The sequence below is a fragment of the Alphaproteobacteria bacterium 33-17 genome (assembly GCA_001897445.1).
Taxonomy (GTDB): Bacteria; Pseudomonadota; Alphaproteobacteria; order Rickettsiales; family 33-17; genus 33-17.
This window is the reverse complement of record MKSX01000009.1, coordinates 1-15,664: the sequence shown is the minus strand read 5'-3', so window position 1 is coordinate 15,664 and position 15,664 is coordinate 1. Positions and strand designations below refer to the sequence as shown.

Here is a 15,664-nt window from a genome sequence, read left to right as displayed (position 1 = left end):
TAATATTTTATTTTTTGTCGTGGATTACAGATTTAGCTATGTTTTGCGACTTTTGACTATCAAGCATTATTCTAAACTGTGTAATTTTTTCTTTGATTTCATCCACATTTGTGGTTTCATTTTTATCTTTTATGATTCCTGTTGCTATATCCAGCTGACTTTTAACATGCTTTAGCTTTCCATGAACTGTTAAATATTTGCTTTTAAGTTCTTCAAATTTTTTCTCTGTTTCTTTTAAGTCTTCTATTTGATCTTCGTAATTCACTATCATATTATGAAGTTTAAAGTTTCGGGAAGTTAGTCCCTCATTAGCTTTCTCTAATTCTTGAATTTTCTCTGCCATTGCAAGTGCGTCTTGAGCAATATCAATAAACTGCGCTTCAAGTTCAGTGTTATCATTTTTTTCATTTAATGCAGTATTGGCTTCTAGTAACTTAAAACCTAGTTGATAATTATCATACTCAAGCTGACCTTGTTTTTTTAATAGCTGCTCAATTTTAGTGTTTAATTCATTAATTTGTGCTTGATTTTGATCTTTCAGGTCTTGAGCCTGCTCATCTTGTTGAGCTTTTAGATTTTGAATTTCTTTAGTAAGTTTTTCATTCTCTGCTTTTAAATTTGCTATTTCTGATGCCTGATTTCTTAACTTTGCTATTTCATTAGCTTTATTAATATTATCTGCCTGTAATAATTGATTATCTTTTTTAAGGCTTTCAAACTGGCTTTGTAATACGCGATTATCTAAAGCATTTTTTTGTGCTTCTTTTGCATTTTTCTCTGAGTTATTTCTTTCAGAATCAAGTTTTTTCTTAATTTCTTCAAGTTGCTTTTGAGAATCTTCGTACTTAGCCTTAAAATTATCTTTTTTATGCTCTTCAAGTACCTTATATAGATTTTGATACTTTTCTTCCAAAGCTAACTTTTCTTTATGTAAACGACGTACCATAGAATCTAATTTTGAATTCTCATTCATTAATTGTAATGATTGTTGCCCATTAGTATTTATCATCATTTCCTGAGTACTAAGCCTACCTTTCATAAGCTTAATTTCTTTTTTTAAATTCTCAATTTCTAGGTCTTTTTCATTTTGATTAACAGCAGGTAATTCCTTTGTAATATTTTGAGAATCAAATACTTCTTTTAATTTTAGAATACTTTTATTAATTTCTTCCAAAATTTCTTTAAGATATTTTGAAGATTTCTCTTCGGTTATTTGAGCAGCTAAACCTTCAAGATGATTTTTGAGACCTTCTAGAAGTACAACATCCCTTTTAACTAAATTCTTCATTAACAAAAGTAAAGTTTGGGTACTAATTTGTATCTTTTTCTTGGATTTTAATCTTTGATAAGATATTGCTGTAGCTGTGACCAGCTGGTGCGCAGATACATTTCTATATGCACCTTCATAGTATAAAATATCATTATCACTTGCTATCCCAATAGATAGTTTACTTGTATGCAGAAGGTCATATTTTAATTTATTAATGTAATCTACTTCAGGAACTTCCCAGTTTATATCCTTTTGTAAATTAAATATAAATATCTCAGAATTTATAGGAATCTGCTCGATTACAAATTCCTGAGTATTTTTATTATTAGATTTAGACGCTGTAGTATATTCCTTATCTTTATTATCAATATCTTCACGTTCTTTTTTTCGTAATTCTTTATTCTCTCTGAATTCTTTAATTACATCCGCAAAAGCAGGATCAATATAAGGTTCAATTCTTTTAAAAAACTCATCAATATTATTAAAAATGATTGAATTATTTTTGGCTAAATCGTTTATATTCGTTAGTTCTTTAAATATACTTTGTGTCTTAAGCTGCGATTCATCAGCTGCTTTTGTAAAATGTGTGACAAACTTAATATATTGATCTGCTGTCAAACAAGGTATACGTCCCTGATATTTAATAACATGATCTACAGTAAATTGTTTAGGCATGGTAAAGTTATTTTCAAAAGGAACTATAACCTGCGACAATCTCTGCAATAAGATTTTAGGTGTCCCTTCATTTTCAAACTTTTCTTCCAAAAATTTCATAACGGGATGAATTTGTTTTTTTGACATTTTAATGACCTGTAATTATGATTTATAATCGTACTACTCTATATTTTTCAACAATATACAGTAAACAGCACTTGTATTTACCAATTGGGCGGTATTTTCATTTAGTTAATTTGTATTTATTTATAAACTAAATATTAACTTTTTTCAAGCTGATAAAAACAAAATATCAAAAAATTTAATAAATTCAATGACTTGCGATTTTTTTAGCTTATATTAATATATGAATAAATATGTATTGCTGGGAGAATAAAAGTGGCAGAGAACCAAGAAGTAGTGGTCGACCAGGATCACATTAAAATCGAAAGTGTATATGATATACCTGTATTAGTATCTGTAATCTTAGGAACCTCTGAAATGACAGTAGGTCAACTTGTTAAATTATCTAAAGGTTCAGTGGTCGAACTTGACCGTAAAGTTGGTGATCCTGTTGATATTTTAGTAAATGACAGACTTGTAGCAAAAGGTGAAGTTGTAATTGTAGACGATAAAATTGGCGTAACTCTAACTGAAATTATTAGAGCAGAAAAGGATAACTAACATGAATGAAGTAAGAGAAAGTGCTGATTATACAAGTTTATTCGGAATATTATTTGCAAGCGGACTAGTTCTTGCTGCTATTTTCTTTGGTGGCAGTATAAAAAACTTTATCGATCTTGAATCATTCCTAATTGTTGTTGGTGGCACTTTTTTTGTAACAGCCGCATGCTTTCGTTTTGAAGAAGTTCTGCACAGCTTTAAAGTAATTGGCAAAACAGTTTTTTATGAGTCAAAAGATTTAAGCGATGTTGCTTATATAGCCATTAAATATGCTGAAAAAGCTTATAAAAAAAATATTGTGACATTATCGCAATCAGAATATGAAATTAAAGAATTTAGCAAATTTTTTTGGGAAGGCGTACAAATGGTAATGGATAATGCTACCATTGAATATGTTGAATATAATATGACTCAGCACATTATATTTTTTGTAGAACGTCATAAAAAAACTGTTTCAATGCTTAAAAAAGCCGGGGAAATATCTCCAGCTATGGGTCTTATAGGTACTTTAGTAGGGCTTGTTCAAATGCTAAGTAACTTAAGTGACATTAGTAAAATTGGTCCTGCTATGGCAGTTGCTCTTATTACAACATTTTATGGTGCGTGCATTTCGTATATGTTTATGTTTCCTCTTGCCTCAAAATTAGAGAGAAACACCGAAGAAGAGCTTGTATTATCAAAAATTCTTTTAGAAACCGTTATGTCAATGGCAAAACGCCAAAATCCAAGATTACTTGAAACAACACTTAACTCTATTTTACCAGCAGATAAACGTATTAGGTATTTTGAGTCTTAATTATGAAAATTCTGATTATCGGACAGCCTCAGGGAGAGCTTCACATAGCAGGACAGATCGCTAAGAAAAATGGCGCGTCAGTACGTTATGTAAGCAATATAGACAAGGCTATCGAAGATATACTATTAGGCAATAGTGCTGATGCAATTTTTGCAGATATACATTTTGATATTGCTGATTTAAAAGATAAACTAGAACAGGAAAAGATATTTTCAACAATCATTGCCTGCGGTATTGATAATAATAAAGACAGAGCAGTTTTAGCAATAAAACAAGGTGCAGCAGAATACCTCCCCCTTCCACCTGATGAAGAACTAATATCAGCAATCTTAGAGGCTGTAACAAAAACAAATTCAAATGCATTTATTGCTGATAGCCCTATTATGCAGAGGGTATCAAAAATTGCCAAACAAATTGCTCCGTCTGATGCAACCGTCCTTATTACTGGTGAATCTGGTACTGGTAAAGAGGTTATGGCAAGATTCATTCATCAAAATAGTAAGCGCAGTACAAAACCATTTGTAGCAGTAAACTGCGCCGCAATCCCTGAAAATTTACTTGAATCTGAACTTTTTGGTCACGAAAAAGGCGCGTTTACAGGCTCTGTTGCCCGCCGCATAGGTAAATTTGAGGAAGCAAATGGCGGAACACTTTTACTTGATGAGATAAGCGAAATTGACATTAGACTTCAGGCAAAATTACTCAGAGCTATTCAGGAAAAGCAAATTACAAGGGTTGGTAGTAACGATAATATTTCTTTAGATGTTAGAATCTTAGCAACCAGTAACCGAGAGCTTAAAAACGAAGTTAAAGCAGGTAGGTTCAGAGAAGATTTATTCTTCAGACTTAATGTTATAAATTTACAGCTTCCCAAACTCTCTGAGCGTAAAGAAGATATAATGGATATTGCAAAGCATTACGCTGAAAAATATGCAAAGTCAAATGGCATTAAAACGCCAAGTTTTTCTAAAGAAGCAGCTGACATAATAATAAACTACGAATGGCCAGGAAACGTTAGGGAACTTGAAAACACAATATATAGGGCAATATTATTAGCTATCGATGGCGTAGTATACCCCGAGTCATTAATGTTAGAGCTAAACCAGATAGATAAACCTAAAACACTTGCCGAAATGGAAAAAGAAGCTATTCAGGGAACTATGCAAAAATACTTTGGTGACAAAAACCTGGCGGCTAATATTTTAGGTATTTCTATTAAGATACTAGAGCAAAAACTTAATGAATATGATTTGGCGTTTGAAAAGTAATCCTCTCTTTAGATATTTAATAATTAAGCTGCTAGCGAAACTATTGTCTCTCATTACTCTTAATATAACCCTTATTATTGATTGGTATTACAGACTTTTCCCTAGATTCAACTTTTACTTTTGCCTGCCATGATTTCAATGAAGCTGTACCGAATTCATTAAGGCTTTTATCTAATTTAGTAATCGTAGTATCGAGTTTTTGCTCATCAGCTTTAAATTCTAGTAATTTTGAAGGATCGCCTGCTTTAAAAATAGCTTCTAGATTCTCAACATCTATAGTTTTAATCTTTTCATAAATTTCGGTGAAATTAAGGCTATGTTTTTGCGAAACTTCCAAGAAATTTAGTCCATCTACTGACGCTATTAATTGTAGCTTTGGAAACTCTAAGTCCATCAAAGAATCTTTGAAAATATGATGGCTATGTAATATATCAGAAGATTCAGAAGCAAGGCATTTTATGATAGCATTAGATATTTCCGGTGAATTTAATACATATATATCTTTTATTTCTTCAATACTAAAATTATGATGCATTAAATTACATACCATTGTGTTATCAAGCTGCTTTAAAATAATTTCTGAATTGTCAGACTTTACTATTTGCTCAAGTTCAGCAACTTGCTTTAAAGATGTTATAGAATTAATAAATTCGTCAGTAAGATATGGATTAGATTTTTTTAATTTTTCTTGAAACTCTATTATTTTTTTATTCTTGGCAATACACATTTGGGATTTTGAATCTTTATATTGCACCCCCTCAATGATAGTGTCTGGTATCCTGTTAGGTGTTGCTGCGCTTTGTACTTGAAGCGGGGTTCTACCACCTAAACCTATTATAACTTTAGATATTGTAGGATCTGCATCTATTAATTTCTCAGAGAAAGCTTTAAGTATACTTGGTGTTGCATCATTATCAATTTCAGGGCTGGCATTTTCCCAGCTATCAAAAACTATATTATTATTAGTGCTACGCCATGCGTAACCCTGACCAATAATATTATGCCCATTTTTTTCAAAGTTATCCCAGTCTATTTTAGCAGGGTTGAAACTTGTTTGCGCATTTGCTTTTATTAAAACGTAAAAACCATTATTTTCCAGATTCGTTCCGTCAATTGCACATTGCTCACCATTTCGTCCAATCGTCTGACAACATTTACTTATATCACCTAAAATTAAGCCTCTATAATCACCTGCTGGTAATTTTACCATATAAAGATTATCAATATAATTATCGACTTCCTTTTTTGTTATTTTTTCTATATTTTCAGCTCTTTGTTCAGCAGTTATTTTTTTATTATCTAAGCCAACCTTTTGTTCTGATAAATTACGAAATCTTTGATATATGTCTTTAGAAACCTGTGACCTTATTTCCGAGCCTACATCTAAAGTAACAATTGGTAAATTATCTTTATTTTTAAATTTAATTGAACCATTTGCTATCAAATCTAAAGTTTGATTATATTGACCGCTTTTAGCATTATGAAAGAAATATAACTCTGCTAACTTTGGATTTTCCTTATATCTTTCAAACTCTACCTTAACCCGTATTAGATTTAATTCACTTATATCTTTAGGTCCTCGAGAATTATTTGTATCCAAAAGATTCTCATATTGAACTGCTTTAGATAACATTTGAATAACTACATCACCATGATCTTTTAATAATTTTTTCCACGCTGATAAATGTATCATATTTTTTGGAGGAAGTTCAAAATTTAGAATCTTGTCCACAGGATAGTCATGGTAACCCGAATTTTTTGAGATAAAGTTATTTAAATAATTGAGTGCTTTTTCAGGATCTTTATCAAAAATTGCCATTAAATTATATGTTTTCTGAGCTATCTGAGCGGGCTTTATTGATCTTCTTTCTACTACCTCACTTACAAATTCCATTACCTTATAAAGTTTAACAAAATTATTGTAGTCACTGTCGTTTAGGTATTTACCTTTATCATTTATATTTTTAAATAGCTCTTCTAAACCTTCGGCATTAAATATTTGTCCCTGATTATATTCAGATTGGAATAAAAATTTACCAATTTCCGATGCACCATTTGTTGCCTGACAATACCATAAGAAGTTGTCTTTAGTAAATCTCGGACGTTCATTAATTCCGAATTGTTTTAACAAGTTTTTCCTTTTTTCATCAATTTTCCGTTCTTTAATAATTTTTTGCTGATCTTCGGGAATATTCAGTAAAAATTTATCTAATTCTTGTAAAAATTCTTTTTCAGAAAATGGTTTTTCAGAAAACAACTCTTTATAAACACTATACAAATTTGGATAATCATAGCCATTTTGAAGTTTCATAAAATCCTTCTATTACAATATCTAAATAATAATATTTTTATCATTTTTTTAACATCAGCAAAACAACTTCTCTGACTTGACACATTAAATATCAGCCTATATCCTGCCGAAATACATTATAAACCACTAAAAAATCAGAAAATATGCAAAAATACATTATTGCCAATTGGAAAATGAATGGTTCTAAAGCCTTGCTTAATGCTTTTAATAGCAATTTAAAAGCAAAGTCAAATACTGAAGTTATTATTTGCCCGCCCATGCATCTTTTAAGTCAGGAAGTAAGTTTTAGCAAGGGTAGCCAGAATTTATCCTGGAATTATCCTAACAGTGGTGCTTTTACCGGTGAGGTATCTGGTCAAATGTTAGCAGAATCTGGATGCAAATATGTTTTAATTGGGCATTCTGAACGCAGGCAGTATTTTGGTGAAAATAATGAAATTTTATCTAAAAAACTGGAATTTGCGCTGCAAAATAATCTTACTCCGATATTCTGTTTTGGGGAATCATTGGAAGATTTTCAAAATAATCAGACTCTTAATGTTATTGAGCAGCAACTGAGTATAGTTAATGATTCCAAAAATATCATATTTGCATATGAACCTATTTGGTCTATTGGTACAGGCTTAGTACCTAAAAAATCAGATGTTTCAAAGGTTTGTGATTTTATAAAGAAGAAGTTTGCGAATGACGCAAAAATAGTGTATGGTGGTTCCGTAAATTCAGGAAATGCTGAAGAGATTCTAAATGAGTGGCCTGTAGTGGGTATATTAGTTGGCGGAAGCAGCCTAAAACTCGAAGAATTTCAAAAAATAATAGATTTTGCATAGGTACTTAATATGGAAACGATTTTGCTAATAATACAAATAACTGTAGCAATATTACTTGTTGCTGTAGTAATGATTCAGAAAACAAGCTCTGATAGCGTAGGTTCTTTAAGTGGATCAGCTAATAGTTTTGTTCAGGTTAGTTCTAGCAACTTCTTTACTAAAACAACAGCAATTTTAGCAACTATTTTTATGGTTAACAGCTTGCTTCTAACTATTGCTATGGATAAAAAATATAATGCAAGCCCTATAACAGAATCAACATTAAAAACCGAAGAAAATAAAGTAGTTATTCCAAATTTAGATAAGAAAGATTAGTTCCGATGCCTAGAAAGTATATATTTGTTACTGGCGGCGTAGTTTCCTCATTAGGTAAGGGGCTTGCCGCATCCAGTCTTGCTGTGTTATTACAAGCCCATGGCTTTACCGTAAGACTTAGAAAACTCGACCCATATTTAAACGTAGACCCAGGTACAATGAGTCCATTTGAACATGGTGAAGTATTTGTGACCGATGATGGTGCGGAAACTGACCTTGACCTTGGTCACTACGAGAGATTCACTGGCGTTAACGCTAAAAAAGACGACAATATTACTGCAGGACGTATCTATTTAAATTTAATAGAAAAAGAGCGCCGCGGTGATTATTTAGGCAAAACCGTTCAGGTTATCCCACACGTTACTGATTTAATTAAAGAATTCATATTAGGTGACCCCGATAACGTAGATTTCATGATTTGCGAAATTGGCGGAACAGTTGGTGATATTGAAGCCCTACCGTTCTTTGAAACTATAAGACAAATTAGGTATCAGGTAGGTCGTGAAAATGTAATGTATATACATTTAACGCTTGTTCCATATATTGCAGCATCAAAAGAGCTTAAAACAAAGCCAACCCAGCACTCAGTTAAAGAACTCAGAGCTATTGGTATTCAGCCAAATATTATACTTTGCAGAGCTGATCGTGAAATTAGCGATAGCGACAGAGCTAAAATGGCTCTCTTCTGTAATATTGAAATGGAAAACGTAATACCAGCGCTTGATGTTAATACTATTTATGAAGTGCCACTTTCTTATCATGGATATGGTCTTGATAAACAAGTATTAGAACATTTTAATATTGACTATGAAGAGCCTGACTTAAGCACATGGTCTAATATTGTTCAAAGAATCAAAAATCCACAAAAAACTGTAAAAATTGCTATTGTGGGTAAATATAACAAGCTTAAAGACGCTTATAAATCACTCATTGAAGCCCTTAACCACGGCGGAATTTACAATGATTGTAAAGTTAACCTAAAATGGGTAAATGCAAGAAGTCTGAATGATGATAATATTGCAGAAAAACTAGCTGACATTGATGGAATCTTAGTTCCTGGTGGTTTTGGTAAAGATGGTATTAACGGTAAGATTTTAGCAGCTAGATATGCCAGAGAAAATGATATCCCATACTTTGGAATATGCCTTGGCATGCAGATTGCCACAATCGAAGCAGCTCGTAACTTATTAGGGCTAAAGGGTGCAAATTCATCTGAATTTGAAGAGAATCCTGATCATCCTATTGTCGGCATTATGACTGAATGGGTAAAAGACGGTGAAATAAGTCAGGCAGATACTAAAAACCTTGGCGGTACAATGCGCGTAGGTTCTTATGAATGCTATATTGAAGAAGGATCACTTGCTCATAAAATTTATGGATCTACATATATTTCAGAAAGACACAGACACCGTTATGAAGTTAACTTCAACTATATAAAAGACCTTAAAAAACACGGCATTATATTTAGTGGGATGTCTCCAGACGGAAAACTTCCTGAAATTATGGAAAATACTAACAATAAGTTCTTTATAGCAGTACAGTTCCATCCAGAACTTAAGTCTAAGCCGTTTGATGCACATCCAATTTTCTCAGCGTTTATTAAGGCTTCTACTGAAAATCATAAAAAACACGTTTTATAGGTAATTATCATGGCAAATCACGTTAAAGTTGGTAATGTTACAATCGGAAACGATCTTCCTTTCGTATTAATCGCAGGACCATGCCAGCTTGAATCACGTGACCATGCCATGTTTATGGCAGAAAACCTTAAAAAACTTTGCACTGAGCTTAATATCCCGCTTATATACAAAACATCTTATGACAAAGCCAACAGAAGCTCTATTAAAGGCGTTAGGGGCTTAGGTTTAGAAAAATCTTTAGAGATTTTTGATGAAGTACGTAAAAACTTTGACTTACCAGTACTTACTGACGTTCATACAGAAGAGCAGTGCGCTATTGTTGCACCTCATGTTGATGTACTTCAAATTCCTGCATTTTTATGCAGACAAACAGATTTATTAATTGCTGCAGGTAATACTGGCAAAGCAATAAACGTTAAAAAAGGTCAGTTTTTAGCCCCCTGGGATATGAAAAACGTGGTCGATAAGGTTACATCTACAGGCAACAACCAGGTATTTGTAACTGAGCGCGGCGCATGTTTTGGGTATAACACACTCGTTACAGATATGAGATCACTTGCAATTATGGCAAAAACCGGAACACCTGTGGTGTTTGACGCAACACATTCTGTACAGCAGCCAGGCGGAAAAGGCAATGAAAGTGGCGGCGAGCGTGAGTTTGTTGAAGTCTTAGCAAGAGCAGCCTTAGCAGTTGGCGTTGCAGCAATTTTCGCAGAAGTTCATCAGGATCCAGATAACGCACCAAGTGACGGTCCATGTATGTTAAGACTTGATGACCTCAAACAAAACCTTATTAATTTTAAGAAATATGATGAGATTACAAAGGGATTATAATTTGCATAAATAAAACTTACTGCAAATTATTCCCTGCTCCACCTTTTTGACCCTTAGTACGTCTTCTCTCCAATTCTTTTTCTAGATTATTTGGGGCAAAACGCTCTTTCTTTTTAACTTTTTCTTCTGGCGTTAACTTTAACTTTGAAGTGCTTACAGGTTTTACTATTTTTTTAGCTTCTTGCTTAGCAATATATTCTTTTGTGGTTTGTTCAATAATTTCTATACTTAAAGATTCCTTAGGTAAATCTTTACACGCTGGTAACATATTCCTTAATATTTTTTCATCTAAACCAATAATTTCTTCAAATGATATCTTACTTTTTTCTAAAACTGAAACTATAAAATCTGGTACAGTTTTAATATCTGTTTCATCCACATAAATATATTTTGTTTGATATTTTTCATCCATTACACAACTATATTCATCTTCAGCGTTAATATAAGGAAGTAGATATCTTATTTTATCTGGTTCAACATTTATAAAATTATCAAATGAAATTCCAAGTTTATTATATATATATATAGCATCAAATGATTCAATTGCTTCTATTTGATCAGGTGATAATACAGTTAATTTATTGAAAGTATTATGCTCATTTTCTTTAAAATTTTCTATTAGAGATGATTCGCTTAATACTTTTAAAGTTTCAATTTTTAACTCAGCTAATTTTTTAAATTCAATAGTTTTATTTTTAAAAATATTCAGAAAGATTGGATTAGATAAAATAAATATTTTATCTAATCCAATCTGGTTGATATCATTTAAGTTAAATATATTATTCTTAAAGCTTTCAATAATATTAGGGTTAAGAAGTCTTAATTTTTGTTTAATTGTTAAAGATTCAGCTAAAATTTCGTCATTTTCATTTTTAATATACTGATCTTTAAAAAAATTGTTAATATATGAAGCTTCTACTTTTTCTTGATTTTCAATAAGATATATTGGACCTAAATTTAAAATTTCTTCAAACTTTAAAAACCTATAATCCCTTAGCTTTACAAATGCTTCAGAATAAATTGCATCTAAGTATTTCGGATCTAAATATTTAGATCCAAAAAAATTTTGGTTAAAGTCCCTAGTTATCCTTAAATGTTTGCTCAAGAGGAAAGGTTTATTTAAATTTTCTATAGTCTTATCATCTAAAGTTTTAGCCAAATAAAGAATAGACTCTGCATAATGCCGATCCTTTTCTTTTATATTCGCTATAGCATATTTAAGTACAAATTTCATTCGGTTAGGTTCTAAACTAAAAAAATCGTCCATGCTACAAAAATTATATATCCCCTTACGCATATAATCTGCTACTAATACACATTTATTTTTATATTCTTGCGCAGAACTATTCTTATATAATTTCCACATATTTTCAAAAGTTGCACCTTCAGAAATACACGTTTTTGCCACACTATAGCTAAAATTTCTAAACTCAGATTTTGATAATTCCCCGTTTCTGTAGAGTTCTATGAAATATTTAGCTTCTCTGATATTTCTAAAACTATTAATAAGCCATTTTTTATCACGAAACTTTGGTATTTCTAGTAACATTGACTGCATTACAGATAAATCATGACTTTTATATAAAATATATTGATTACGTGCATCCCCATACATATAACCTTCTTTAAGCTTGTCTGGAAACGGATTCATAGTATATCCTTTATCTGCGAATTCTTGAGGAGTCTTACCCCCTTTACCTAACATCACCATTGAAACAGTTTTATTATTCTCTGTAACTTTTTGGGCAAATTTAGCAAGTATATCTGGCATCATTGTATCATTTACTGTCGGTCTTAAGTTTTCCCAGCTATCTATAACCATGTTATTAAATTGGCTAAGCCATGTGTAACCTTGACCTATTATTTCATGACCATTCTTTTCAAAACTATTCCAATCAATTTTATTAGGATCAAATGTTTGTTTAGGATTTGCCTTTATAAGAACGTAAAATCCATTATTCTCTCTAGTCATTCCATCTATTACGCAGGTCTCACTATTACCGTTAATTGATTGACAACAATCAGTAATTTTACCTAATATTAAACCTCTTAAATTACCTTCGGGAAGCTTAACTAAATATAAATTTTTATATTCTGGATTTACCTCTTGGGCTACATCTATAGTCACATTAGGGAGAGCGTCTTTATCTTTTATTTTTATTTGACCTGAAGCAATTAAATCCAGACTTCTGTCAAATATCTTTTCTGAAACATCATATTGTTTGAAAATTTTTGCCATTTTTGGGTTTTCTTTAAACCTATTATAAGTGAGTTCTGGCAATATTTCTTGAAGTTCATTTAAGTTTTTGGGAACATTTCCATTTAACTTTTTTTCAATTTTTGGAGCATTCTCAATATTTTTTAATACTTCTACCCCTGATTTCATCATAAATATTTTCCAGGCTTCTATATTGCACTCACCTTTTACTGGAATATTATGTATAAACACGTCATGTATAGGCTTTTGAAGGTTAGATGCATGAGACTGAACAAACTTTGTGAAGTTATTAAATGCTCTGTCTGGTTCTTTTCCAAATAAAATCATCATTTTATATGCATATTCTGCTACTTCATTCAAATTGGGATTAGTTTCATTTGAATAAGATACTAAAAATAAAATATTAAAAATTTCTTCGTATTTTGATCTATCTTCTTCATTAAAATAATTTTGGTATTTAATATTTAAATCATCAAATGCAGCATTAATATTTTGAGTTTGATCAATTAGCTTATTATCAAATTGCACTGGTATTTTATTTAACTCTAATTCTTTAATCTCTTTAAAAGTTAGTATTTTAAAGAGATCAATACGGTTCTGATTTTTATCAGCCCATTCATTTTTATCCTGATACAAATGCTGGTCTATTGCTAAATAATCTTCAAACCTAGTCATTTGCTCTAGATTATTTGGATCAAGACCAAACTGTTTTAGAAGGTTATCTCTCTTAGCTTCTATTTTCTTTTTTCTAACTTCATCTTTTTTATTTTCTGGAAGATCCTTGATTTCCTTCTCTACCTGCGTCAAAACCTCTTTTAAATTGAACTTAGGATTTGAAAATAGCACCGTATTTACACTATACAAATTCGGGTAATTTGTCCCATTTTGAAGCTTCATAGTTCGTTCCCATTATAATGTTATTTAATTAAAATTTTAACATATTACACATAATTATTCAATCATTTATTAAATTAACTATCCAAATAATATTATATATTTACCTTGCTAAATAGGTTTGAAAGTGATATCTCGTCTGAGTAAGACTATTGATAATTATAGAAATTTTTAATTACCGATAACACAATTTGTTCAACTTTAAATCACATATAAAAATCATGAGTGAATCAAGCGCAAGTTCAATAAAACAACATATTCCGGATTACTTAAAATTAGCCGCCTCTTTTGCCATTGGTGCAGTCATTTATATGTCCCCTGCCCCACAAGGCATGCCTGAACAGGGCTGGCACTTATTTGCAATATTTTTCGCAACAATCGTATCTATTATTTTAAAGCCTTTCCCTATGGGAGCCGTTGCTCTTATGAGCTTGCTTGTAGCAATACTTACAAATACTATTACAATAGCTCAGGCTTTATCTGGCTATGGCTCTCATGTAGTATGGCTCATAGTATTCGTATTTTTCATTGCAAGGGGCTTTATTAAAAGCCAGTTAGGGTCACGTATTGCGTATATTTTCATTAAATTATTTGGCGGGCATAGTATTGGTCTTGCTTATAGCCTTGTTTTCACTGAATTTTTGACAGCACCGCTTATTCCAAGTAACTCAGCAAGAGCTGGCGGCATTGTATACCCTATTATTAAATCTATGGCAGATTCATTAGGAAGCCACCCAAATAATAATACATCCCGCAGGGTTGGTAGTTATTTGGTACAAGTAAGCTATCATGCGAGCGTAGTATGTAGCGGTATGTTCCTCACAGCAATGGCTGCAAACCCAATGGTACAGGAATTTGCTGCTAAGTTTGGCGCAGAAATCACATGGACAAACTGGTTTATGGGGGCAATTGTTCCTGGTTTTGTAACTCTTATGCTTATTCCGCTTATTGTGTATTTACTTCACCCTCCTCTTCTTAAAAAACTTGAAGGCTCTAAAGAGCTTGCCAGCGAAAAACTAAAGGAAATGGGAAGAATTAAGACAGACGAATGGTTTATGATAGGTATTTTCTCGACCATGCTTGTGTTATGGGTATTCTCTGACTTTTTCCATATTCACCCTACAACAACAGGACTTGTCGGTGTGGTACTTCTTCTTTTAAGCCGCGTTATCAGCTTTGAAGACGTTATTAAAGAAAAAGAAGCCTGGCATATTTTATTATGGTTTGCGATTTTAGTATCACTTGCTAAATTCTTACAGGAATTCGGCTTTATCGACTGGTTCAGCACATCTATGAGTTCAATGTTTGCCGGAATGCCATGGCATACAGCATTTATTGGCTTAGTTCTCATTTACTTCTATAGCCATTATTTCTTTGCAAGTAACACTGCTCATATTGGCGCTATGTATACACTATTCCTAAGCGTTGCAGTAGGAGCTGGAACACCGCCGCTTCTTGCCGCATTAGTACTTGGTTATGTAAGTAACTTATTCTCACATATGACCCATTACGGCACATCTTCTGCTGTAGTGCTATTTGGTCCTGGATATGTTCAGGTAATGCACTGGTGGTTTGTTGGGTTCTTTATGAGCTTAGCTACAATTGGTATTTGGGGCTTTGTTGGTGGCGCTTGGTGGAAATTACTAGGCTGGTGGTAATACATAAAGCCATTTGCTTAATTTAAAAAAAGTCCTTTCCCGTCTAGGGAAGGACTTTTTTTATTTAACGTTAAGTTCAGAATTTTAATCTAATCGTCATTGCTTTAGAAGTTCAAAGTATCGGTGACGGTTCTTGCTGCAGGTAATTGCGAGGAATATCTTAGCATTCCGCAGCAATCTAAAAAAGCTTTAATAGCCTCAAACAACCTAATAACCTTATTTACAGTATGGATTCCCACAAGGCTTTATAAGCCTTTCGGAATGACTACATAAACCAACGTTATGGTCATTGCTG

At 32.2% G+C, this 15,664-nt stretch carries 11 protein-coding genes; 8 read left to right on the top strand and 3 right to left on the bottom strand.

Annotation, left to right across the window (positions count from 1 at the left end; all coding sequences use genetic code 11):
* Window positions 1-7 precede the first annotated feature (7 nt).
* The gene (locus BGO27_03880) at window positions 8-2,071 is read right to left on the bottom strand and encodes a hypothetical protein (GenBank protein OJV15969.1); all 2,064 of its coding nucleotides are present in this window, start codon (window positions 2,069-2,071) and stop codon (window positions 8-10) included.
* A gap of 252 nt (window positions 2,072-2,323) precedes the next feature.
* On the opposite strand from BGO27_03880, the gene BGO27_03875 reads away from it, so the two are divergent.
* Genes BGO27_03875 through BGO27_03865 form a run of 3 tightly spaced genes read left to right on the top strand, consistent with a single transcriptional unit; the run spans window position 2,324 to window position 4,672 of the window.
* Complete coding sequence (locus BGO27_03875) at window positions 2,324-2,608, top strand: flagellar motor switch protein FliN (protein OJV15968.1); 285 nt, start codon at window positions 2,324-2,326, stop codon at window positions 2,606-2,608.
* A 1-nt stretch (window position 2,609) separates the two neighbouring features.
* On the top strand, window positions 2,610-3,404 hold the full coding sequence (locus tag BGO27_03870) for a hypothetical protein (protein OJV15967.1): 795 nt from the start codon (window positions 2,610-2,612) through the stop codon (window positions 3,402-3,404).
* Window positions 3,405-3,406: 2 nt separating this feature from the next.
* Window positions 3,407-4,672, top strand: a complete 1,266-nt coding sequence (locus BGO27_03865; protein ID OJV15966.1) for a hypothetical protein — start codon at window positions 3,407-3,409, stop codon at window positions 4,670-4,672.
* A gap of 40 nt (window positions 4,673-4,712) precedes the next feature.
* Here the strand turns inward: BGO27_03865 and BGO27_03860 are convergent, their stop codons facing one another.
* Window positions 4,713-6,983: a hypothetical protein gene (locus tag BGO27_03860; protein OJV15965.1), complete on the bottom strand. Its 2,271-nt coding sequence runs from the start codon at window positions 6,981-6,983 to the stop codon at window positions 4,713-4,715.
* Between the two features lie 143 nt (window positions 6,984-7,126).
* Here BGO27_03860 and BGO27_03855 point away from each other — a divergent pair, with 143 nt between their 5' ends.
* The 4 genes from BGO27_03855 to BGO27_03840 are packed head-to-tail and all read left to right on the top strand — an operon-like array spanning window position 7,127 to window position 10,599.
* A complete protein-coding gene (locus tag BGO27_03855; GenBank protein ID OJV15964.1) occupies window positions 7,127-7,810 on the top strand; it encodes a triose-phosphate isomerase in 684 nt (227 codons plus the stop codon).
* Window positions 7,811-7,819: 9 nt separating this feature from the next.
* Window positions 7,820-8,125 carry a preprotein translocase subunit SecG gene (locus BGO27_03850; protein OJV15963.1) on the top strand — a complete coding sequence of 102 codons (306 nt, stop codon included), beginning with the start codon at window positions 7,820-7,822 and terminating at the stop codon, window positions 8,123-8,125.
* A 5-nt stretch (window positions 8,126-8,130) separates the two neighbouring features.
* Window positions 8,131-9,765 carry a CTP synthase gene (locus BGO27_03845; protein ID OJV15962.1) on the top strand — a complete coding sequence of 545 codons (1,635 nt, stop codon included), beginning with the start codon at window positions 8,131-8,133 and terminating at the stop codon, window positions 9,763-9,765.
* Window positions 9,766-9,774: 9 nt separating this feature from the next.
* Window positions 9,775-10,599 (top strand): 3-deoxy-8-phosphooctulonate synthase, encoded by an 825-nt coding sequence (locus tag BGO27_03840; protein OJV15961.1) that lies wholly within the window; start codon window positions 9,775-9,777, stop codon window positions 10,597-10,599.
* 16 nt (window positions 10,600-10,615) lie between these two features.
* Here the strand turns inward: BGO27_03840 and BGO27_03835 are convergent, their stop codons facing one another.
* Entirely contained in the window at window positions 10,616-13,714 is a 3,099-nt protein-coding gene (locus BGO27_03835; GenBank protein ID OJV15960.1) for a hypothetical protein, read from the bottom strand.
* Window positions 13,715-13,932: 218 nt separating this feature from the next.
* On the opposite strand from BGO27_03835, the gene BGO27_03830 reads away from it, so the two are divergent.
* Window positions 13,933-15,369: an anion permease gene (locus tag BGO27_03830; GenBank protein OJV15959.1), complete on the top strand. Its 1,437-nt coding sequence runs from the start codon at window positions 13,933-13,935 to the stop codon at window positions 15,367-15,369.
* Window positions 15,370-15,664: the final 295 nt, after the last annotated feature.

Coding starts and splice junctions, on each gene's coding strand:
- BGO27_03880 (OJV15969.1), bottom strand. CDS start 2,071: ATGTCAAAAAAACAAATTCATCCCGTTATGAAATTTTTGGAAGAAAAG.
- BGO27_03870 (OJV15967.1), top strand. CDS start 2,610: ATGAATGAAGTAAGAGAAAGTGCTGATTATACAAGTTTATTCGGAATA.
- BGO27_03865 (OJV15966.1), top strand. CDS start 3,407: ATGAAAATTCTGATTATCGGACAGCCTCAGGGAGAGCTTCACATAGCA.
- BGO27_03860 (OJV15965.1), bottom strand. CDS start 6,983: ATGAAACTTCAAAATGGCTATGATTATCCAAATTTGTATAGTGTTTAT.
- BGO27_03855 (OJV15964.1), top strand. CDS start 7,127: ATGCAAAAATACATTATTGCCAATTGGAAAATGAATGGTTCTAAAGCC.
- BGO27_03850 (OJV15963.1), top strand. CDS start 7,820: ATGGAAACGATTTTGCTAATAATACAAATAACTGTAGCAATATTACTT.
- BGO27_03845 (OJV15962.1), top strand. CDS start 8,131: ATGCCTAGAAAGTATATATTTGTTACTGGCGGCGTAGTTTCCTCATTA.
- BGO27_03840 (OJV15961.1), top strand. CDS start 9,775: ATGGCAAATCACGTTAAAGTTGGTAATGTTACAATCGGAAACGATCTT.
- BGO27_03835 (OJV15960.1), bottom strand. CDS start 13,714: ATGAAGCTTCAAAATGGGACAAATTACCCGAATTTGTATAGTGTAAAT.
- BGO27_03830 (OJV15959.1), top strand. CDS start 13,933: ATGAGTGAATCAAGCGCAAGTTCAATAAAACAACATATTCCGGATTAC.